The 18,869-nt window shown below is 34.0% G+C and carries 14 protein-coding genes; 5 read left to right on the forward strand and 9 right to left on the reverse strand.

Annotated features, from left to right (window positions below; genetic code table 11):
* Window positions 1–157 precede the first annotated feature (157 nt).
* From ACNQF8_RS02330 to ACNQF8_RS02350, 5 genes are all read left to right on the forward strand, one after another.
* A complete protein-coding gene (locus ACNQF8_RS02330; protein WP_417952827.1) occupies window positions 158–1,762 on the forward strand; it encodes a glycoside hydrolase family 32 protein in 1,605 nt (534 codons plus the stop codon).
* A 31-nt stretch (window positions 1,763–1,793) separates the two neighbouring features.
* Entirely contained in the window at window positions 1,794–3,122 is a 1,329-nt protein-coding gene (locus ACNQF8_RS02335; RefSeq protein WP_417952828.1) for a sugar porter family MFS transporter, read from the forward strand.
* A gap of 2 nt (window positions 3,123–3,124) precedes the next feature.
* On the forward strand, window positions 3,125–4,009 hold the full coding sequence (locus tag ACNQF8_RS02340) for a carbohydrate kinase family protein (RefSeq protein WP_417950641.1): 885 nt from the start codon (window positions 3,125–3,127) through the stop codon (window positions 4,007–4,009).
* 227 nt (window positions 4,010–4,236) lie between these two features.
* Window positions 4,237–5,256 (forward strand): LacI family DNA-binding transcriptional regulator, encoded by a 1,020-nt coding sequence (locus ACNQF8_RS02345; protein WP_417950642.1) that lies wholly within the window; start codon window positions 4,237–4,239, stop codon window positions 5,254–5,256.
* 233 nt (window positions 5,257–5,489) lie between these two features.
* On the forward strand, window positions 5,490–6,518 hold the full coding sequence (locus tag ACNQF8_RS02350) for a LacI family DNA-binding transcriptional regulator (RefSeq protein WP_417952829.1): 1,029 nt from the start codon (window positions 5,490–5,492) through the stop codon (window positions 6,516–6,518).
* A gap of 20 nt (window positions 6,519–6,538) precedes the next feature.
* Here ACNQF8_RS02350 and queG read toward each other — a convergent pair whose 3' ends face one another.
* From queG to ACNQF8_RS02395, 9 genes are all read right to left on the reverse strand, one after another.
* Window positions 6,539–7,462: a tRNA epoxyqueuosine(34) reductase QueG gene (queG, locus tag ACNQF8_RS02355; protein WP_417953093.1), complete on the reverse strand. Its 924-nt coding sequence runs from the start codon at window positions 7,460–7,462 to the stop codon at window positions 6,539–6,541.
* 138 nt (window positions 7,463–7,600) lie between these two features.
* Complete coding sequence (ruvB, locus tag ACNQF8_RS02360; protein WP_113665015.1) at window positions 7,601–8,623, reverse strand: Holliday junction branch migration DNA helicase RuvB; 1,023 nt, start codon at window positions 8,621–8,623, stop codon at window positions 7,601–7,603.
* A 158-nt stretch (window positions 8,624–8,781) separates the two neighbouring features.
* Window positions 8,782–10,578, reverse strand: a complete 1,797-nt coding sequence (locus tag ACNQF8_RS02365; protein WP_417950644.1) for a cytochrome c oxidase subunit I — start codon at window positions 10,576–10,578, stop codon at window positions 8,782–8,784.
* 29 nt (window positions 10,579–10,607) lie between these two features.
* Window positions 10,608–11,765, reverse strand: coding sequence for a cytochrome c oxidase subunit II (locus ACNQF8_RS02370; protein WP_417952830.1), 1,158 nt, complete (start codon window positions 11,763–11,765; stop codon window positions 10,608–10,610).
* A gap of 19 nt (window positions 11,766–11,784) precedes the next feature.
* Window positions 11,785–13,260: a quinol:cytochrome C oxidoreductase gene (locus tag ACNQF8_RS02375; protein ID WP_417950647.1), complete on the reverse strand. Its 1,476-nt coding sequence runs from the start codon at window positions 13,258–13,260 to the stop codon at window positions 11,785–11,787.
* 27 nt (window positions 13,261–13,287) lie between these two features.
* Window positions 13,288–13,833 carry a c-type cytochrome gene (locus ACNQF8_RS02380; protein WP_282710861.1) on the reverse strand — a complete coding sequence of 182 codons (546 nt, stop codon included), beginning with the start codon at window positions 13,831–13,833 and terminating at the stop codon, window positions 13,288–13,290.
* Window positions 13,834–13,841: 8 nt separating this feature from the next.
* Window positions 13,842–14,366 carry a DUF3341 domain-containing protein gene (locus ACNQF8_RS02385; protein WP_315206273.1) on the reverse strand — a complete coding sequence of 175 codons (525 nt, stop codon included), beginning with the start codon at window positions 14,364–14,366 and terminating at the stop codon, window positions 13,842–13,844.
* Complete coding sequence (gene nrfD / locus ACNQF8_RS02390; protein ID WP_417952831.1) at window positions 14,359–15,762, reverse strand: NrfD/PsrC family molybdoenzyme membrane anchor subunit; 1,404 nt, start codon at window positions 15,760–15,762, stop codon at window positions 14,359–14,361. The genes ACNQF8_RS02385 and nrfD overlap by 8 nt, the downstream gene beginning before the upstream one ends.
* A 38-nt stretch (window positions 15,763–15,800) precedes the next feature.
* Window positions 15,801–18,857, reverse strand: a complete 3,057-nt coding sequence (locus ACNQF8_RS02395; RefSeq protein WP_417952832.1) for a TAT-variant-translocated molybdopterin oxidoreductase — start codon at window positions 18,855–18,857, stop codon at window positions 15,801–15,803.
* Window positions 18,858–18,869 lie beyond the last annotated feature (12 nt).

Here is an 18,869-nt window from a genome sequence, read left to right on the forward strand (position 1 = left end):
TTTAGGTAGAAATATTGAATAGTTTCATAATGTATGTCGAATACAAAACGAAAACGTTTTCGACTTATCAAAAACGTTTTCGATAACTCAATTATGTTTAATTTAAGAATATAATTCTATTTTTATGAAGATAATATAATAATTAAACCTTATTTTAATGAAGTTCACAAATAAAATACTTCCCTTTTATTTAGTATTTGGAGCCTCTTTATTCTTGTTTTCTTGTAAAAAAGAAGCGGAAAATGGAGTTATTACAATAGCTTCTTCCGAAAGTATAAAAACTGATTCCACGGTGCAATACATAGAACCTTATAGACCACAATTTCATTTTTCTCCTGAAAAAAAATGGATGAATGATCCAAACGGAATGGTTTTCTACAAAGGAATTTATCATTTGTTTTACCAATATTATCCGGACGACATTGTGTGGGGACCGATGCATTGGGGACACGCGACAAGTACGGATTTAATCCATTGGACACATAAAAAAATCGCTTTGTTTCCTGACAAATTAGGAATGATATTTTCAGGAAGTGCCGTGGTAGATTTAAAAAACACTTCTGGCCTTGGTACAAAAGAAAACCCACCAATGATTGCCATTTTCACCTATCACGACATGGCTGGTGAAAAAGCGGGAAGAACAAACTATCAAACGCAAGGATTAGCATATAGTCTCGACGAAGGCGAGACTTGGGTAAAATATGATGGTAATCCAATTGTTAAAAATTCCGGCATGAAAGATTTTAGAGATACTAAAGTATTCTGGAATACCGATAGCAATCTTTGGAATATGGTATTAGTCGCCGGCGATCACGCACAATTTTACACTTCCGAAAATTTAATCCGCTGGACTCTTGAAAGTGAATTTGGTAAAAATATAGGAGCACATGGCGGTGTATGGGAATGTCCCGATATTTTTAAATTAAAAGTTGCCGGTACCAATGAAGAAAAATGGGTTTTACTTATCAGCATCAATCCTGGCGCACCAAATGGAGGTTCTGGAACACAATATTTTATTGGTGATTTTGATGGAAAAAGTTTTAAAACAACTCAAAAAGACATCAAATGGATTGACAATGGCGCTGATAATTATGCTGGAGTCACATACAACAACACACCAGATAATAAACGAATATTCATAGGCTGGATGAGCAATTGGTCATATGCCCGAAACACGCCAACAAAAAACTGGAGAAGCGCTATGACATTGCCAAGAGAACTTTCACTGGCTAAAATTAATGATAATTATGTCCTAAAAAACATTCCTGTTGATCAATTCAAAAAGCAACAAGCTACAGCTTTTTCCAAAGATAAAATCACCTTAAAACCGAATCAAAAAACAACATTTGATTACAAATATTTGAATCAATCTCAAGTACAATTGAATGCCAAAAATGAAAATTTAAAATTGGTTTTTTCCAATGAAGTTAAGGATTCTCTAGTTCTCAATTACGATGCGAAAGGAAAGACTTTTTCTGTAGACCGAAGACATTCCGGAATGGTAAATTTCGAAAAAAGTTTTGGAGAAAATATTCACAACACCAAAATTCCAAACATTACAACCGAAACAATTGATTATCAAATCATAGTAGATTGGTCCTCAATTGAAATTTTTCTGAACGGTGGTGTATATAGTTTTACGGAACAAATTTTCCCAAGCAAACCGTACACCAAACTTAGCATTCAATCAAATAAAAATCAGGAAATTAAAAACCTTACCATTTCTAAAGTAAAGGGAATCTGGTGGGAAAATTCTTTATAACAACCAAAATAATTAACCAAAAAACAAACTAATGAATAACAAAAAAATACTTTATTGGTCCATTGTCGTTGCATTTGCAGGATTTTTATTTGGATTTGACACTGTAGTAATTTCGGGAGCCGATAAACAATTGCAGCAATTATGGGGTTCTTCTGATTTGTTTCATGGACTAGTAGTGATGTCATCCGCATTATGGGGAACGGTTATTGGCGCTATTTTTGGTGCGTTTCCAACGAATATTTTAGGTCGGAAAAAGACTTTAATAATTATAGGATTGCTATTTTTTGTTTCTTCCATTGGAACTGCCTTCGCAAATAATCCTATTTTCTTTTCCATTTTTAGATTTCTTGGCGGAATTGGTATCGGGGCATCTACTATTGCGGCTCCAACATACGTTTCTGAAATTGCTCCTGCAAAAGACCGCGGAAAATTGGTTGCTTTATACCAATTCAATATTGTTTTTGGAATTTTAATCGCTTTTACATCTAACTATTATTTACAGGATATTGGAGAAAATGCCTGGCGTTGGATGTTAGGAATACAGGCTTTCCCATCCTTTTTATACACAATTCTGGTATTTGGAATCCCGGAAAGTCCGCGTTGGATTTTAGAATACAAGAAAGACAGAGCAAAAGCAGTCGCTATTTTGAAACAAATTAACAGTGACGCAGCAGTAGAAGCAGAAATTGCAGCTATCGAAAAAGAAACTACTCATGAAGGGAAAAACGAATCCATTTTCATGGTAAAATACAGAAAACCATTACTATTGGCGTTTTTTATTGCCTTTTTCAATCAGCTCTCCGGGATTAATGCTTTTCTGTATTACGCGCCTAGAATTTTTGAATTGGCAGGATTAGAAAAATCAGCATCTTTTTTGAGTAGTATCGGAATAGGAGTGATTAATTTGATATTTACCATGATTGGAATCTCGCTAATCGATAAGTATGGAAGAAAAACATTGATGTATTTAGGTTCTGTAGGATATATAATTTCTTTAGGATTAGTGACAACTGCCTTTTATTTTGAGTGGAAAGGAATGGCTGTTCCGTTATTTTTCTTTTTGTTTATAGCCTCTCACGCGATAGGACAAGGAGCCGTAATTTGGGTATTTATTTCTGAATTATTCCCAAATAAACTAAGAGCGGCCGGAATCTCTTTTGGGACTTCTGTTCATTGGGTTTTAGCTGCATTGATTCCTTCTTTTATTCCGTTTTTGTTTAAAGAAATTGGGACTACAACTGTTTTTGCCATATTCTGCATAATGATGATTTTCCAATTGCTTTGGGTATTCACAAAAATGCCGGAAACTAAAGGAAGAACATTAGAAGAACTATCTGAAAGTCTATCAAAAAACGAATAACCATGACTAAAAATATAATCTGTTTCGGCGAAGTTTTGTTTGACGTTTTCCCAACGCATAAAAAAATTGGAGGAGCACCATTGAACGTGGCACTGCGCTTGGCATCACTTGGCATCAATGCCCAAATAATAAGTCGTGTAGGAAATGATGAAATTGGAAAAGAACTCCTTGCTTTTATTAAAAAAAACGGAGTTGATACCGATACGATTCAAATAGACGAAAACTTATCAACCGGGCAAGTTATTGTTCAATTAAACGAGAAGGGTTCTGCTTCCTACACCATCAATTACCCTGTTGCTTGGGACAAAATTATTTGCATTCCGGAAGATGAAATTATGGTCAAAAAAGCGGATGCACTTGTTTTTGGAAGTCTTGTATGCCGAGATTCTGTTTCGCAAGAATCACTTTTAGAAATAATAAACTATGCAAAATACGCTGTTTTCGATGTTAATTTACGTGCTCCTTTTTACACAAAAGAAATACTGATTAATTTGATGATGCAGTCAGATTTTATAAAATTCAATGATGAAGAGTTGTATGAAATAAGTGCTTTTATGAATTCTCCTTACCATTCATTAGAACAAAATATACTTTTTATCGCAGAACAGACAAATACAAAACACATCTGTGTGACTAAAGGAAGTCATGGCGCTGTTTTGTATTACAATGAAAAAATGTATTACAATAGTGGCTATAAAATTGATGTTGTTGATACTGTAGGCTCAGGAGATTCCTTTTTAGCAGGATTGCTAAGCGAGTTGCTTATTAATAGTGACCCTCAAAAAGCAATTGATTTTGCTTGTGCACTAGGGGCAATTGTAGCAAAAAACGAAGGGGCAAATCCAAAAATTTCCAGTAAAGAAATCAATGATTTTATGAATCCCTAAATGCTAGTTAAAATAATTGCAAAGGCATTAAATAATAAATACCTTCTGGTGAAATTTTCCATTTAATTAATAATCAAGCTATTCATTTAGTATTAAATTTATCTTTTTCTTTTAAAACTAATAAAAGTCTATCAAACTGTTTTTTGAAAATTGGTTTACAATAAATAAATTGTAAATTCGTTTTTAGGAAGCAGTTTTTTTGGCTTTCACAAATAGAGTATTGCACTATGAATAATCCCACTCTCAAAGAAATTGCCGCCCAATTGGGAATTTCAATAACCACAGTTTCAAAGTCACTAAAAGGATATTCAGACGTCAGTGAAAAAACAAAAAAATCAGTTATTGAACTTGCTCAAAAATTACATTACACTCCTAATAGTTTTGCAGTAAATCTTAGAACGAAAGAATCAAAAACTATAGGATTGATAATCCCTACACTTGTTCATGATTTTTTTTCGAGTGTAATTAAGGGAATTCTGGAAGAAGCTGAGAAGCGGGACTATATGGTTATCATTTTACAATCCAATGAAAAATTAGAGTTTGAAAAAAAACAAATTGATTTATTATTGAACAAAAGAGTAGATGGTATTTTGATGTCTTTGTCTAATGAAACTGGTGATTTTGAACATTTAAAATCGATTATTGCTAATAGGACTCCACTGGTACTTTTTGATAAAATTGCAAAGCTTGTGAACTGCTCAAAAGTAACCATTAATGACAAAAAAGCCGCATACGACGCGGTTTGCTATCTTATAAATAAAGGTTACAAAAAGATAGCGCACTTCAGAGGCTCTTATCTACCGCAGAACGCTATCGATCGATTTTTAGGATATAAAAAAGCACTCGAAGATAACGGTATTTCTTATGATTCCTCACTGGTCTATGTGTGTGACAACAATTTGGATTTTGAAGATGGTTATGAAAATGCAAAAAAAGTGATTAAGGAGCATCCAGAAATCGATGCTATTTTTGCTGTTACCGATTTAGTAGCCATTGGAATTATTAAATACTTCAATGAAACAGGGATTTCCATTCCGCAACAAATTGCAGTTTTAGGTTTCAGCAATTGGTTTATGTCTAGCGTTATATCACCCAAAATTTCAACAGTTGACCAACCTGGTTTTGAAATTGGAAGAAGGTCAGCGTCGATTCTATTTGATGAAATCTATCTTAAAAAGAAGAACTTACCTGTTGTTTTTCAGTCAATTGAATTAGAAACAAGCATAATTGAAAGGGAATCAACATAAAAAAAATGAATCCTACAATAAACAACCAACGCTTCTTTTCTTAATTTAACGAATAAATATTAATTTGTTTATTTTGACAAAAAACTCAGAAATAAGATAAAAATTAATATCTTGGTAAAGAATATTTTAAGTTAGAGTCATTTTTTACCGACATAAATTAAACACATGAAGACTTAAAAGAAAGTCATTTCTAAAAATATTTTCCTAAAATTAAATACGTAGAAATTCAATTCATGAAAGATATTACTCTTAAAGAAATTGCGACAAAACTGGGAATTTCGATAACTACTGTTTCAAAAGCGCTAAAAAACTATCCGGATGTTAGTGAGACAACTAAGAGAGCGGTAATTGAGCTTGCTCAAAAACTACATTATACCCCTAATAGTTTTGCTGTAAATTTAAGAACAAAAGAATCAAAAACCATTGGTTTAATTATCCCTGAAGTAGTGCATCACTTTTTTTCAAATGTGGTAAATGCCATTATTAATGAAGCCGAAAAAAATGGATATTTGGTTATTATTTTACAGTCTAATGAAACGTTGGCTTTAGAAAAAAAACAGGTAGAATTGCTTATAAACAAGAGAGTGGATGGCATAATTATGTCGCTATCCAATGAATCCAATAACGATGATCATATTAAGGAAATAATGAATAGAAATATTCCTTTTGTGATGTTTGATAAAATTGCGAAGCTTTCTAAATGTTCAAAAGTTGTAATTGATGACCAAAAAGCCGCCTTTAATGCTGTCCAACACTTAATTGATAATGGTTGCAGGAAGATAGCTCATATTCGTGGTCCATTGAATCCTCAAAATGCTATAGACAGATACATTGGTTATAAAAAAGCGTTAGAAAAAAACAACATCCCTTTTGATAATAAATTAGTCTATACTTGTGAAACCGTAACTTTTGAGGAAGGTAGAGATTTTGCCAAGCAAATTATAAATGAACACCCTGACATCGATGGTGTTTTTGCAATTACAGACTTGGTTGCAGTAGGAACACTTGCTTATTTTAATGAAAATAAAATCAACGTACCTGAACAGGTAGCTGTAATTGGTTTTAGCAATTGGTTCATGTCGCAAGTGCTGACACCAAAATTAAGTACTGTGGATCAGCCAAGCCATGAAATGGGGATTGAATCTTTTAACTTATTATTGGAAGAAATGAATTGCCATAAAGAAGGAATTCCTTTCACTCCAAGAACTGTTGAATTAGAAACTAAGATTATTGTTAGAGAATCGTCTATAAAATTTAAGTAAAATGGAGTTCTATAATATCCTTATTTTAGAAAATCAATATTCCTTTTTAATCCTTGAAACTTAGCTCTTTTAAGAGGAGAATTTTTAAAAACTGCTTTAAATGTTTCTTCGGTTATTTCTATCCAGTCCTTTTTTGACATGGAAAGTAATTCTGGATTTGGATTAAATAAAGGTTCGCTATGCGCTTTTGAGAACTTGTTCCAAGGACAAACATCTTGACAAACATCGCATCCAAAAGCCCAATCATCAAATTTCCCTTTCATATCCTGAGGAATGTTTTCTTTTAATTCAATCGTGAAATAGGAAATACATTTACTACCATCAACCATATAAGGCGCAACTATGGCCTCGGTTGGACAAGCGTCAATACAGGCGGTACAAGTTCCGCAGTGATCAGTTGTGGGATTGTCATAGTCTAAATCTAAATCGATAATGAGTTCTGCAATAAAGTAAAAAGAACCTACTTTTTGCGTCAATAAATTACTGTTTTTGCCTATCCAACCCAAACCACTTTTGGCAGCCCACGCTTTATCAAGTACTGGTGCAGAATCTACAAAGGCTCGGCCAGAAACTTCTCCGATTGTTGATTGAATAGAGAATAAAAACTCTTTAAGTTTTTCCTTGATTACAAAATGATAATCCTGCCCGTAAGCATATTTTGAAATTTTATAAGAATCCGGGTTTTGAAGTTCTTCAGGATAATAATTTAGCAAAAGCGAAACAACACTTTTAGCATCATCGACTAATAAAGTTGGATTTAAACGCTTGTCAAAATGGTTTTCCATATAGGACATTTGGCCATTTCGGTTGTTCTTTAACCAGTTTTCTAAACGAGGAGCTTCTTGTTCCAAGAAACCAGCTTTTGATATTCCACATGATAAAAATCCGAGACGTTCCGCTTCGGATTTGATAAATTGCGTGTATGTAGACTTGTGGTTTATAATCAGAAAATAGAAGTTGAAAAATGAAATTTACTAGCCATGATAGCAGCGGCATCTCCATATTTAGAAAAACAAGGCTTTTCAGCCGTAGTTTTTGTCAATTGGGAATACAGCGAATAGCAGGAAATGGCTCCAAAAAAATTAAAACAATCCTCCTTGAATGTTTGTATTTAATTTTCCTAAATGTTTATACGCTTTATCGGTAACTTCCCTACCTCGCGGCGTTCTCATGATAAATCCTTCCTGAATCAAAAACGGCTCATAAACTTCCTCGATTGTTTCGCTACTTTCTGATACGGCTGTCGCCAAAGTAGTTAAACCAACTGGTCCACCTTTGAATTTATCGATGATTGTGGTCAAAATTTTATTATCCATTTCATCCAGACCATGAGCGTCAACATTAAGCGCTTTTAAGGCATAACGAGCAATTTCTATGTCAATTGTACCGTTTCCTTTAATCTGGGCAAAATCACGTACACGACGCAACAATGCGTTAGCTATACGAGGTGTTCCCCTACTTCTACCTGCTATTTCTATGGCTGCTTCCATTGATATTGGCATTTTAAAGATAGTAGCACTTCTTTCTACAATTGTGGTCAGTAACTCTGTTGTATAATATTGTAAACGGGACGATATTCCAAAACGAGCTCTCATAGGAGCCGTTAGTAGACCAGACCGTGTAGTGGCACCAATTAATGTAAATGGATTTAGATTGATTTGGACCGTTCTTGCATTTGGTCCTGATTCAATCATAATGTCAATTTTGAAATCCTCCATAGCAGAATACAAATATTCTTCGACAATAGGACTCAAGCGGTGAATTTCATCAATAAACAATACATCTCTTTCCTCTAAATTAGTCAATAAACCCGCTAAATCACCAGGTTTATCCAATACTGGACCTGAAGTAATCTTGATTCCAACTTGAAGTTCATTGGCAAGAATATTAGCTAAAGTCGTTTTTCCTAAACCGGGAGGACCATGAAAAAGCGTATGATCAAGCGCTTCATTACGTTGATTAGCAGCTTGCACAAAAACTTTTAGATTTTCTAATATTTGGTCTTGTCCTGCAAAATCATCAAAAGAAAGTGGTCTTAATTTTTTTTCAAGATCAAGTTCTTCCGAATTGTAACCGTTTGATGTTGGGTCTAAATTTTCATTCATGTAACAAAGATAGCAAAGCAATTTTGAATTATAAATTTTAAATTTTAAATGCTATAAAAATTAAAAAAGCAGCTATGCAATAGTATAGTAAGAAGAGCAAACAATAATAAACGCCACAAAAAAAGCCTCTGCTGAAGCAGAGGCTTTTTTTATTATTTTTAGTGGTGTAAAACTTCTTCACCTTCTTTCATTGGAACATTTTGAGGTACAAAATCCACATCGTGTGCTGGATTACTGTAGTCATAAGGCCAACGATAAACGTGAGGAATTTCACCTGGCCAGTTACCGTGCATGTGCTCAACCGGTGCAGTCCATTCTAATGTATTTGATTTCCATGGATTCATTACAGATTTTTTACCGTAGAAAATACTAACGAAAAAGTTGTATAAGAAAACCAATTGAAATGCTCCACCAATCAATGCAAATGTTGTAATCAAAACGTTTACGTTTTGTAAATCATCAAACAATGGAAAGTTTGTGTTTGTATAGTAACGTCTTGGTAATCCAGCTAATCCAATAAAGTGCATTGGAAAAAATACACCATAAGCACAGATTGCAGTTACCCAAAAGTGAACATATCCAAGGTTCTTGTTTAACATTCTTCCGAACATTCTAGGGAACCAGTGGTAAATTCCAGCAAACATTCCGTAAAGAGCAGAAATACCCATTACTAAGTGAAAGTGAGCTACAACGAAATAAGTATCATGGACATTAATATCAAGTGTACTGTCTCCAAGAATAATTCCTGTTAAACCACCAGTAATAAATGTAGAAACTAAACCAATTGAAAACAACATAGCTGGATTTAACTGTAAGTTACCTTTCCAAAGTGTTGTGATGTAATTAAACGCTTTTACAGCAGAAGGGATAGCAATCAATAATGTTGTAAAAGTAAATACTGATCCCAAAAATGGATTCATACCCGAGATAAACATATGGTGACCCCAAACAATTGTTGATAAGAAAGCAATAGCCAAAATTGACATAATCATCGCTCTATAACCAAAAATTGGTTTACGTGAATTTGTTGCAATAACTTCCGAAGTAATACCCAAAGCAGGTAATAATACGATATAAACTTCAGGGTGTCCTAAGAACCAAAACAAGTGTTCGAACAATACTGGTGAACCACCTTGATAATGCAAAACTTCTCCAGCAATATAAATATCAGATAAGAAGAATGAGGTTCCGAAACTTCTATCAAAAATCAACAATAATGCTGCAGATAAAAGAACTGGGAAAGAAACGATACCGATAATTGCAGTTACAAAGAAAGCCCAAATTGTAAGAGGCAATCTAGTCATAGTCATCCCTTTAGTTCTTAAATTAATTACTGTTACAACGTAATTCAAAGAACCCATCAAAGAAGATGCGATAAAGATAGCCATTGAAACTAACCATAATGTCATACCTAAACCTGAACCAGGAATAGCTTGTGGCAATGCACTCAAAGGCGGATAAATTGTCCATCCTGAAGAGGCTGGACCAGCTTCAACAAAAAGAGAACTAACCATAATTATACTAGACAAAAAGAACAACCAGTATGATACCATGTTCATAAAACCAGATGCCATATCACGTGCTCCAATTTGAAGCGGTATCAATAAGTTACTAAAAGTACCACTTAAAGCGGCGGTTAATACAAAGAATACCATTATCGTTCCGTGTATCGTAACTAAAGCCAAATAAATATCATTAGTCATTACTCCGTTAGGGGCAAATTTATCACCAAGTAAAATATTGAAAATTTTAAATGATTCTTCTGGCCATGCTAATTGCATTCTAAATAGCATAGACATCCCTACTCCTATAATTCCCATAATAATACCCGTAATTAGGTATTGTTTGGCAATCATTTTATGATCAATACTAAAAATATATTTAGTAATAAAAGTGTCTTTATGGTGATGTTCGTGTTCGTGATCTATTGCGTGATCGTGACCTTCTGCTGACATATATGTTTACTTTAAATTTTTCTTGTTAATTATTTCATGGCCATTACGGCAACTGCTGCAGTATCTTTTGCTTTAGTAGAATCTGTACCAGTTGCTCCATCAGTAGCAGCAGGTTCAGCCATTGCAGCTTTTACTTCACTTACAATTGTAGCTTTATCTTTCAACCATGCTTTATAGTCTTCAGGTGTATCTACAATAATTTTCATTTGCATATTATAATGAGATGCTCCACAAATTTTATTACAAAGCAATAAGTAATCAAACGTGTAAGGATCAAGAGCAGTTTCACCCTTAGCAACTAAATCAATACTTTTCTTAGATCTAAGAGCATTAATATTAGCTACTTTTTCTACCATAAATGGCAATTCTCTATATTCTGCTGTCGTGTATATAGGTTCAAAAGCAAATTGCGTAACCATACCAGGAACACAATTCATTTGTGCTCTAAAGTGAGGCATATAAGCTGAATGCAAAACATCCTGAGATCTCATTTTAAAAAGAATCTTTTTTCCTTTAGGGATATGTAATTCTGTAACAACAATATCATCTTGTGCATAAGGATCCGCTAAATCAACACCTACAGCGTTAGCTCCTTCGATAAATCTAACATTAGCTTTCCCTAATACATTATCATTACCCGAATATCTAGCTTTCCAGTTAAACTGTTGTGCATATAATTCAATAATTATAGTATCCTCGTCTTCATCAACAAACATAATATTTGTCCAAGCGAAAAGACCATAAAGAATCAAACCTGCTAAAACTACAGCTGGAATAACACTCCAAATGGCTTCTAACTTATTATTATCTGCGAAATAAAGTGCTTTTTGATCTTTTTTACCTCTGTATTTGAATGCAAAATAATGCAATAACACTTGAGTTATAGCCTGTACTATAAAGATAAGAATCCATGTAATATTCATCAAATTATCTACTTCACCACCATGGGCTGAAGCAGGTGTATGAAGAACAAGAGGTCCCCATTTAAACAATCCGTAAATTGAAAAAATATAAATGAAAGCCAAAAACCCAAACATCAAATAACCTTGAACGTTATTGTCGTTATCTGTAGCTATTTCTGAACTATCTGAATTAGATCCAACTTGCGTCAGGTCGAATATTTTAGTCAATTGCCATAAAGCAACAGCTAATAAAACTAAAACTATAATTACCAACAAACTTGTCATCTGTTTTTTTCTTTAAATATTAATAATGAAAATGTTTACTTTCTTCAATGAAAGGATTTCTTTTTGCTAACAAAGGAGCTTTAGTTAACGCTGTGAAAACAACATAAATAAATAATCCTAGGAAGAAAAGAACTGATGCTATTTCAGGTATACCAATAAACCATCTGTCCCCTACAGTTCCCGGCATAATCATATTAAAGAAATCAATATAATGACCAGTTAGTATTACAATACCTGCCATAACTAGTACCCAAGTAATTCTCTTGAAATCTGTATTAATTAATATTAATAAAGGGAATAAAAAGTTCATTACTACAGCACCAAAGAATGGAAGATTATACAATTCAATTCTAGTGATAAAATATGTTACCTCTTCAGGAATATTTGCATACCAAATCAACATGAATTGTGAGAACCATAAATAAGTCCAGAAAACACTTAATCCAAACATGAATTTTGCTAAATCGTGAATATGACTTGTATTTACATGCTCTAAATATCCTCTAGATTTTAAATATAAAGTAATTAAAGCAATAGTCGTAATTCCACTAACAAAGAAGCTAGCAAATACATACCATCCAAATAATGTACTGAACCAGTGAGGATCAATAGACATTATCCAATCCCAAGACATTATAGATTCTGATACGATGAAGAAAACTAAAAACATCGCTGAAATATTGAAGTTTTTTTTGTAAAATGAGTTATCATTTGCTTCGTCCTGTGCCAAACAGTTCTTTCTTGAAAAATATTGATATAAACTCCAACCAGTTAAAAATATAGCAGCTCTAATAATCCAAAAAGGAAAATTTAAATAACCAGATTTATTAGCAATCAGTTTGTCACTAGCTACAACTTCAGGATCTAACCATATAAAAATGTGATTAAGATGCAAACCACATAATATTAGAATAACAAAAAAGATAACAGAACCAACAGGTAAATAAGAAGTTATACCTTGCATAACTCTAAATAATACAGGAGACCATCCAGCCTGAGCTACTTGTTGAATAGCATAAAATACTAAAACACCAAGAGAGACAAGCATAAAGAAAATACAAGCAACGTATAAAGCAGACCAAGGTTTGTTTTGTAGTTGGTGTAAAACATGATTCAAATGCTCAGTATGTTCAGCCTCTTCACTAACTTCATGACCTTCTTTTTTAACAGCTGCCTCAGCGTGTACTGGTTCAGCATGCGTTGCTTCAGCAACTTTAGTAGTATCATCAGTTAGAGCAACAGCTTCATGAGATTCTTCCATTTTTTTCTCTTCGGTAGCTTCACTATGACCAGCAGCAGCTTCATGTGAAGGTTCAGCAGCAGTAGTCGCTTCATGTTTAGCTTCACCATGACCACCATGACTTTCGGCCGCAAGAAGCTTTTCAACTTCTTGAATATCTTTAGGTGCAGTTAAAAAACCATATCCAATTCCTAAAAGACCTACAGCCATTAAGATGAAAGAAAAAGTTTTTAATTTACTTGAAAATGTATACATATCTATTACGATCAGTTTGTTCAACAATTATAATTCGCTTTTTAGTTTTAGAACATAGTCAGTAACTAACCAACGTTCATGGGCACTCAATTGGTTAGCATGTGAACCCATTGAATTTAAACCATAAGTTATAACATGAAAAATACTTCCTTCAGTGATAACTCTATCTTTATAACTAGGAACACCCAGAAATTTTTCTCTTTCTACAAGCTTTCCTTTACCGTTTCCAGAAGCTCCATGGCAACTGATACAATATATTTCAAAAAGCTCTTTTCCTTTATCAGAATCTCTACTTAACGAATCTAAAGGAGATTTAAGATTTGCTTTTGCCAACTCATACCCTGCAGTAGAATTTTCATATTCAAAAGGTTCAAATCCTCTATTGATAGTTCCTGCAGCAGGAAGCTGACCCTCTTTACCATCTTTAAATGCATTTGATTCAGAATAAGTTTCATACCCTACTGACTCATACATATTTGGAAAATACTGATAATTCGGTTTCGCATTATTATGGCAAGATGAAACTAAAATAGTTATGCCAAATAAAAGTGTTATTTTATATACGCTTTTCATATCTATAATTAATGCTTTTCTATTACTTTAACTTCTACAGCTCCCGTACTTTGGAAAAAAGAAACTAATTCTTCTTCATTATCATTTACAGATACTTCCATTAAAAAATGGTCATCTGTAGTTCTTACATCTGGATTTTCAGCTTCTTTGAAAGGCCATAATTTACTTCTCATATAAAAAGTAATAACCATTAAGTGAGCAGCAAAAAACACCGTAAGTTCAAACATAATTGGAACGAAAGCTGGCATGTTTTCAATATAACTAAAACTTGGCTTACCACCAATATCTTGTGGCCAATCTTGAATCATAATATAATTCATCATAGCTGTTGCTACTGAGATTCCGACACAACCATAAAGGAAAGCACAAATAGCTAATCTTGTAGGTGCAATTCCCATAGCTTTATCCAAACCGTGTACAGGGAATGGAGTAAAAACTTCTTCAATATGATGATGAGCTGCTCTGGTTTTTTTAACCGCATCCATCAATATATCATCGTCATTATAAATGGCGTATATTACTTTATTACTCATGATGTGAATCTTTATTTACTTCTCTTTCTCTTTTGTAATTATCTCCAGTTCCTTTCAAAATTGTTTTTACCTCTGCTTGTGCAATTACAGGGAATGTTCTTGAATACAATAAGAACAATACAAAGAAGAAACCTATTGTTCCAATGAAAATTCCAATATCAACAAATGTAGGTGAAAACATTGTCCAAGAAGATGGTAAATAATCTCTATGTAACGAAGTTACGATAATTACAAATCTCTCAAACCACATTCCAATATTTACAACTATCGAAATTATAAACGAGAACATGATACTTGTTCTTAATTTTTTGAACCACATGAATTGCGGAGAAAAAACATTACAAGTCATCATTGACCAATATGCCCACCAGTAAGGTCCGGTTGCTCTGTTTAAGAAAGCATATTGTTCGTACTCTACACCAGAATACCATGCAACAAATAATTCAGTTATGTAGGCAACCCCAACAATAGAACCAGTAATCATGATAACTATATTCATCAACTCAATGTGTTGAATCGTTATGTAAGCTTCTAGATTAGATACTTTTCTCATAATGATAAGCAAAGTATTAACCATCGCAAATCCTGAGAAAACTGCTCCAGCAACAAAGTACGGAGGGAAAATTGTAGTATGCCATCCTGGAATAACAGATGTAGCAAAGTCCATCGATACAATAGTATGCACAGAAAGTACAAGTGGAGTAGCTAAACCTGCAAGTACTAAAGATACTTCTTCAAAACGTTGCCAGTCTTTTGCTCTACCGCTCCATCCAAAACTTAATATAGAATACACTCTTTTGTTGAAAGGAGTAATAGCTCTATCACGTAACATTGCAAAATCAGGTAATAAACCAGTCCACCAGAATACTAATGAAACAGAAAGATATGTTGAAATTGCAAATACATCCCAAAGTAATGGTGAGTTAAAGTTTACCCAAAGAGAACCAAATTGATTCGGAATTGGTAAAACCCAATATGCTAACCATGGACGACCCATGTGAATGATTGGAAATAAACCTGCTTGAATAACCGAGAAAATTGTCATTGCTTCTGCAGAACGGTTAATCGCCATTCTCCAACGCTGACGGAAAAGTAATAATACCGCCGAAATAAGTGTTCCCGCGTGACCAATACCAACCCACCAAACAAAGTTCGTGATATCCCAAGCCCATCCTACAGTTTTATTTAATCCCCATGTTCCAATACCTGTAGATACGGTGTAAATTATACAGCCAAGTCCCCAAAGGAAGGCTATTAATGCGATTGAAAATACAATCCACCAATGTTTGTTTGCTTTACCTTCAACAGGCGCAGCTACATCTACAGTTACATCGTGATAAGATTTATCACCTATAACTAAGGGTTTTCTAATGGTTGCTTCGTAGTGAGACGACATAATCCTTTATATTGATTCTTAATTAATTATTTTTTGTACTAGGTATTTCTAACTTTAACGTGGTAAATCACATTTGGTTTTGTTCCAACATGCTCCAATAAATGATACATTCTTTCGTCAGCAGCTAATTTAGTAACTTCCGCTTCTTTATCATTTACATCTCCAAAAATCATTGCTCCAGTAGAACAAGCATTTGAACATGCAGTTTGGAATTCACCATCAACGATTGCTCTTCCTTCTCTTTTTGCTTTCAAAATCGTCGCTTGTGTCATTTGAATACACATTGAACATTTCTCCATAACTCCACGAGAACGAACATTAACATCTGGATTCAATACCATACGTCCTAAATCGTCATTCATATGATAATCGAATTCACTGTTTTTGTTGTACAAGAACCAGTTAAAACGACGTACTTTATATGGGCAGTTGTTAGCGCAATAACGCGTTCCAACACATCTGTTATAAGCCATATGATTTTGACCTTGACGAGAGTGTGAAGTTGCAGCAACTGGACAAACTGTTTCACAAGGTGCATGATTACAATGTTGACACATTACAGGTTGAAAAGAAACTTGTGGATTATCTCCAGCTTTTTCCATTTCATTAAATGTAGATAATGAACTTGATAAACCTGCGATATTTTCTTTTCTTTCGTTATCTCCTTCAAAAGTACTTTCAGAAGAATAATATCTGTCAATACGCAACCAGTGCATATCACGACTTCTTCTGACTTCTGATTTTCCAACAACAGGAACGTTGTTTTCAGCATGACAAGCAATTACACAAGCACCACAACCGGTACAAGCATTCAAGTCAATAGAAAGATTAAAATGATGTCCAGTTGAACGATCAAATGAATCCCATAAATCAACTTTAGTTGCTTCAACTAGTTTGTGATCCAATGAAACCATTGGTTGCTCGTTCCACTCTTTAGCATCTTTTGTATTGAAAATCTCTAAAGAAGTTTCTTTTATAATATCACCTCTTCCCATCAATGTTTTCTGACCTTGAACACAAGCAAACTCATGTTCTCCTCCAGCTTTCGCCAATGTTACAGACTGTACATTATCAAATCCTTTATATAAAGAGTAGGCATTTAAACCCACTATCATTTCTTCTTTCAAAGCCGCTTTACGACCGTAACCTAATGCTAGACCAATAGTCCCAACAGCTTGTCCTGGTTGAACTATTACCGGAACATTTTCTAATTTAATTCCATCAGCAGTAGTAATAGTAGCATAACTTCCGTTTAATCCACCATTTGCAACGATTTCATTAGAAAGTTCGTATTTCTTAGCATCTGCATTCGAAACAGTAACATAATTATCCCAAGATACTCTTGTAATTGGATCTGGAAACTCTTGCAACCAAGGGTTATTCGCTTGCTGCCCATCTCCCATACCTGTTTTAGTATATAAAACAAGTTCTAATCCTTGAGAAGCTTTTGATTTTGCCAAAGCATTTGCAGCAGCACTATAATCAGCAGAACCCGCAGATACCGTTGGAATAACTCCGACATAAACACCATCATGTAACACTTTATTCCAAGAAGAACCAGTAATTATTGTTGATGCATTAGCCTTAATATAATCGTAGAATGTACCTGTAGATCCATTTAAAGACAACAAGACATCTTGAAATTGTTTTGTTGCAAAAAGAGGACGAATAGTAGGCTGAGTAATTCCGTAAGTTCCTTTTGTGACACTTACATCATTCCATGATTCTAAATAATGAGGAACAGCAGCTGCAATAGTACTTACTAAAGCAGTTTCATCTTCTTTTAAAGAAAATGCCACTGATGTTTTTACTTTTTTAAGTCCTTCAACAAAAGAAGCACTATCCGCTAAAGTATACACTGGATTAACACCACTCATTATCAAAGTATGAACGCTTCCCGCTTTCATATCGTTAATTAATTGAGTAACTTTTGCATCAGATCCTTTTCTGATTTGTCTTACTCCTGAAGTACTGAAAGCTTCACTTGCCAACACTTGGTTGATAGCTAAAACTAACAATTGAGCATTTTTATCTTGAATACCAGATACTAAAACTCCTTTTGAACCAGCAGCTTTCAATTGTTGAGCCGCTTTTGTAACTTCTGCTTTAAATTTATCTTCTAAACTTACAGAAACAGAAGAACCAGTTATAATATTATATATGTATACTAATGCTTGTTTTTGATTAGCAGTAGACATTGGCAAACGCTTATCAGCAGCAGCACCAGACAAAGTCATATTTGCTTCTAATTGGAAATGACGAGACATCTTTCCTGCTTTAGGAATTCTTCCTTTAGCATAACCCGAATCAAATCCTCCACCTTGCCAATCCCCAAGAAAATCAGCTCCAACAGAAACTATAAGTGACGCTTTAGAAAAATCATAATCAACCAAAGCTCTTTCTCCATAAACCGCCTCAAAAGCATCTAAAGATTCAGATTCAGATATCGCATCATAAACAACATGCTTAGCATTTGGATTTTTACCGATAAACTCAGCAATCAATTTTTCAGTAGACGGGCTCGCTAATGTATTTGTCAAAAGTACTACTTGACCACCTTTTGCAGCAGCATCAGCTATACTTGACTTAACTTTAGAATCAACAGCAGTCCAAGTTGAATTTTTACCTTCAATTTTCGGTTCTTTCAAACGCATACTATCATATAAAGATAGAATAGACGCATGAATTCTTGCATTAGCACTAAACTTAGCTCCAGCAATAGTATTATTATCTATTTTAATAGGACGCCCTTCACGGGTTTTTACCAAAAGATTAGCAAAATCAAAACCGTCAAAAACAGTAGTTGCATAATAATCCGCAACTCCAGGAATGATTTGCTCCGGCTGAAGTACGTAAGGTATTGATTTGTTCACAGGACCTTCGCAAGCTGCAAGCGTAGCCGCTGCAGTACTAAAACCAACGTACTTTAAAAAATCACGACGTGATGTTGATGAAGATGACAAAGCGTCATTATTTCCTAAAAACTCATCAGTAGGAATTTCTTCAACAAATTCGTTATTTCTAAGCGCCTCAACAATAGAACTATTTTTGTCTAGTTCCTCAACACTTTTCCAGTATTTTTTGTTTGATGACATATATAAATATTA

Origin of the sequence: Flavobacterium labens, from assembly GCF_048286755.1 — a bacterium.
Taxonomy (GTDB): Bacteria; Bacteroidota; Bacteroidia; order Flavobacteriales; family Flavobacteriaceae; genus Flavobacterium.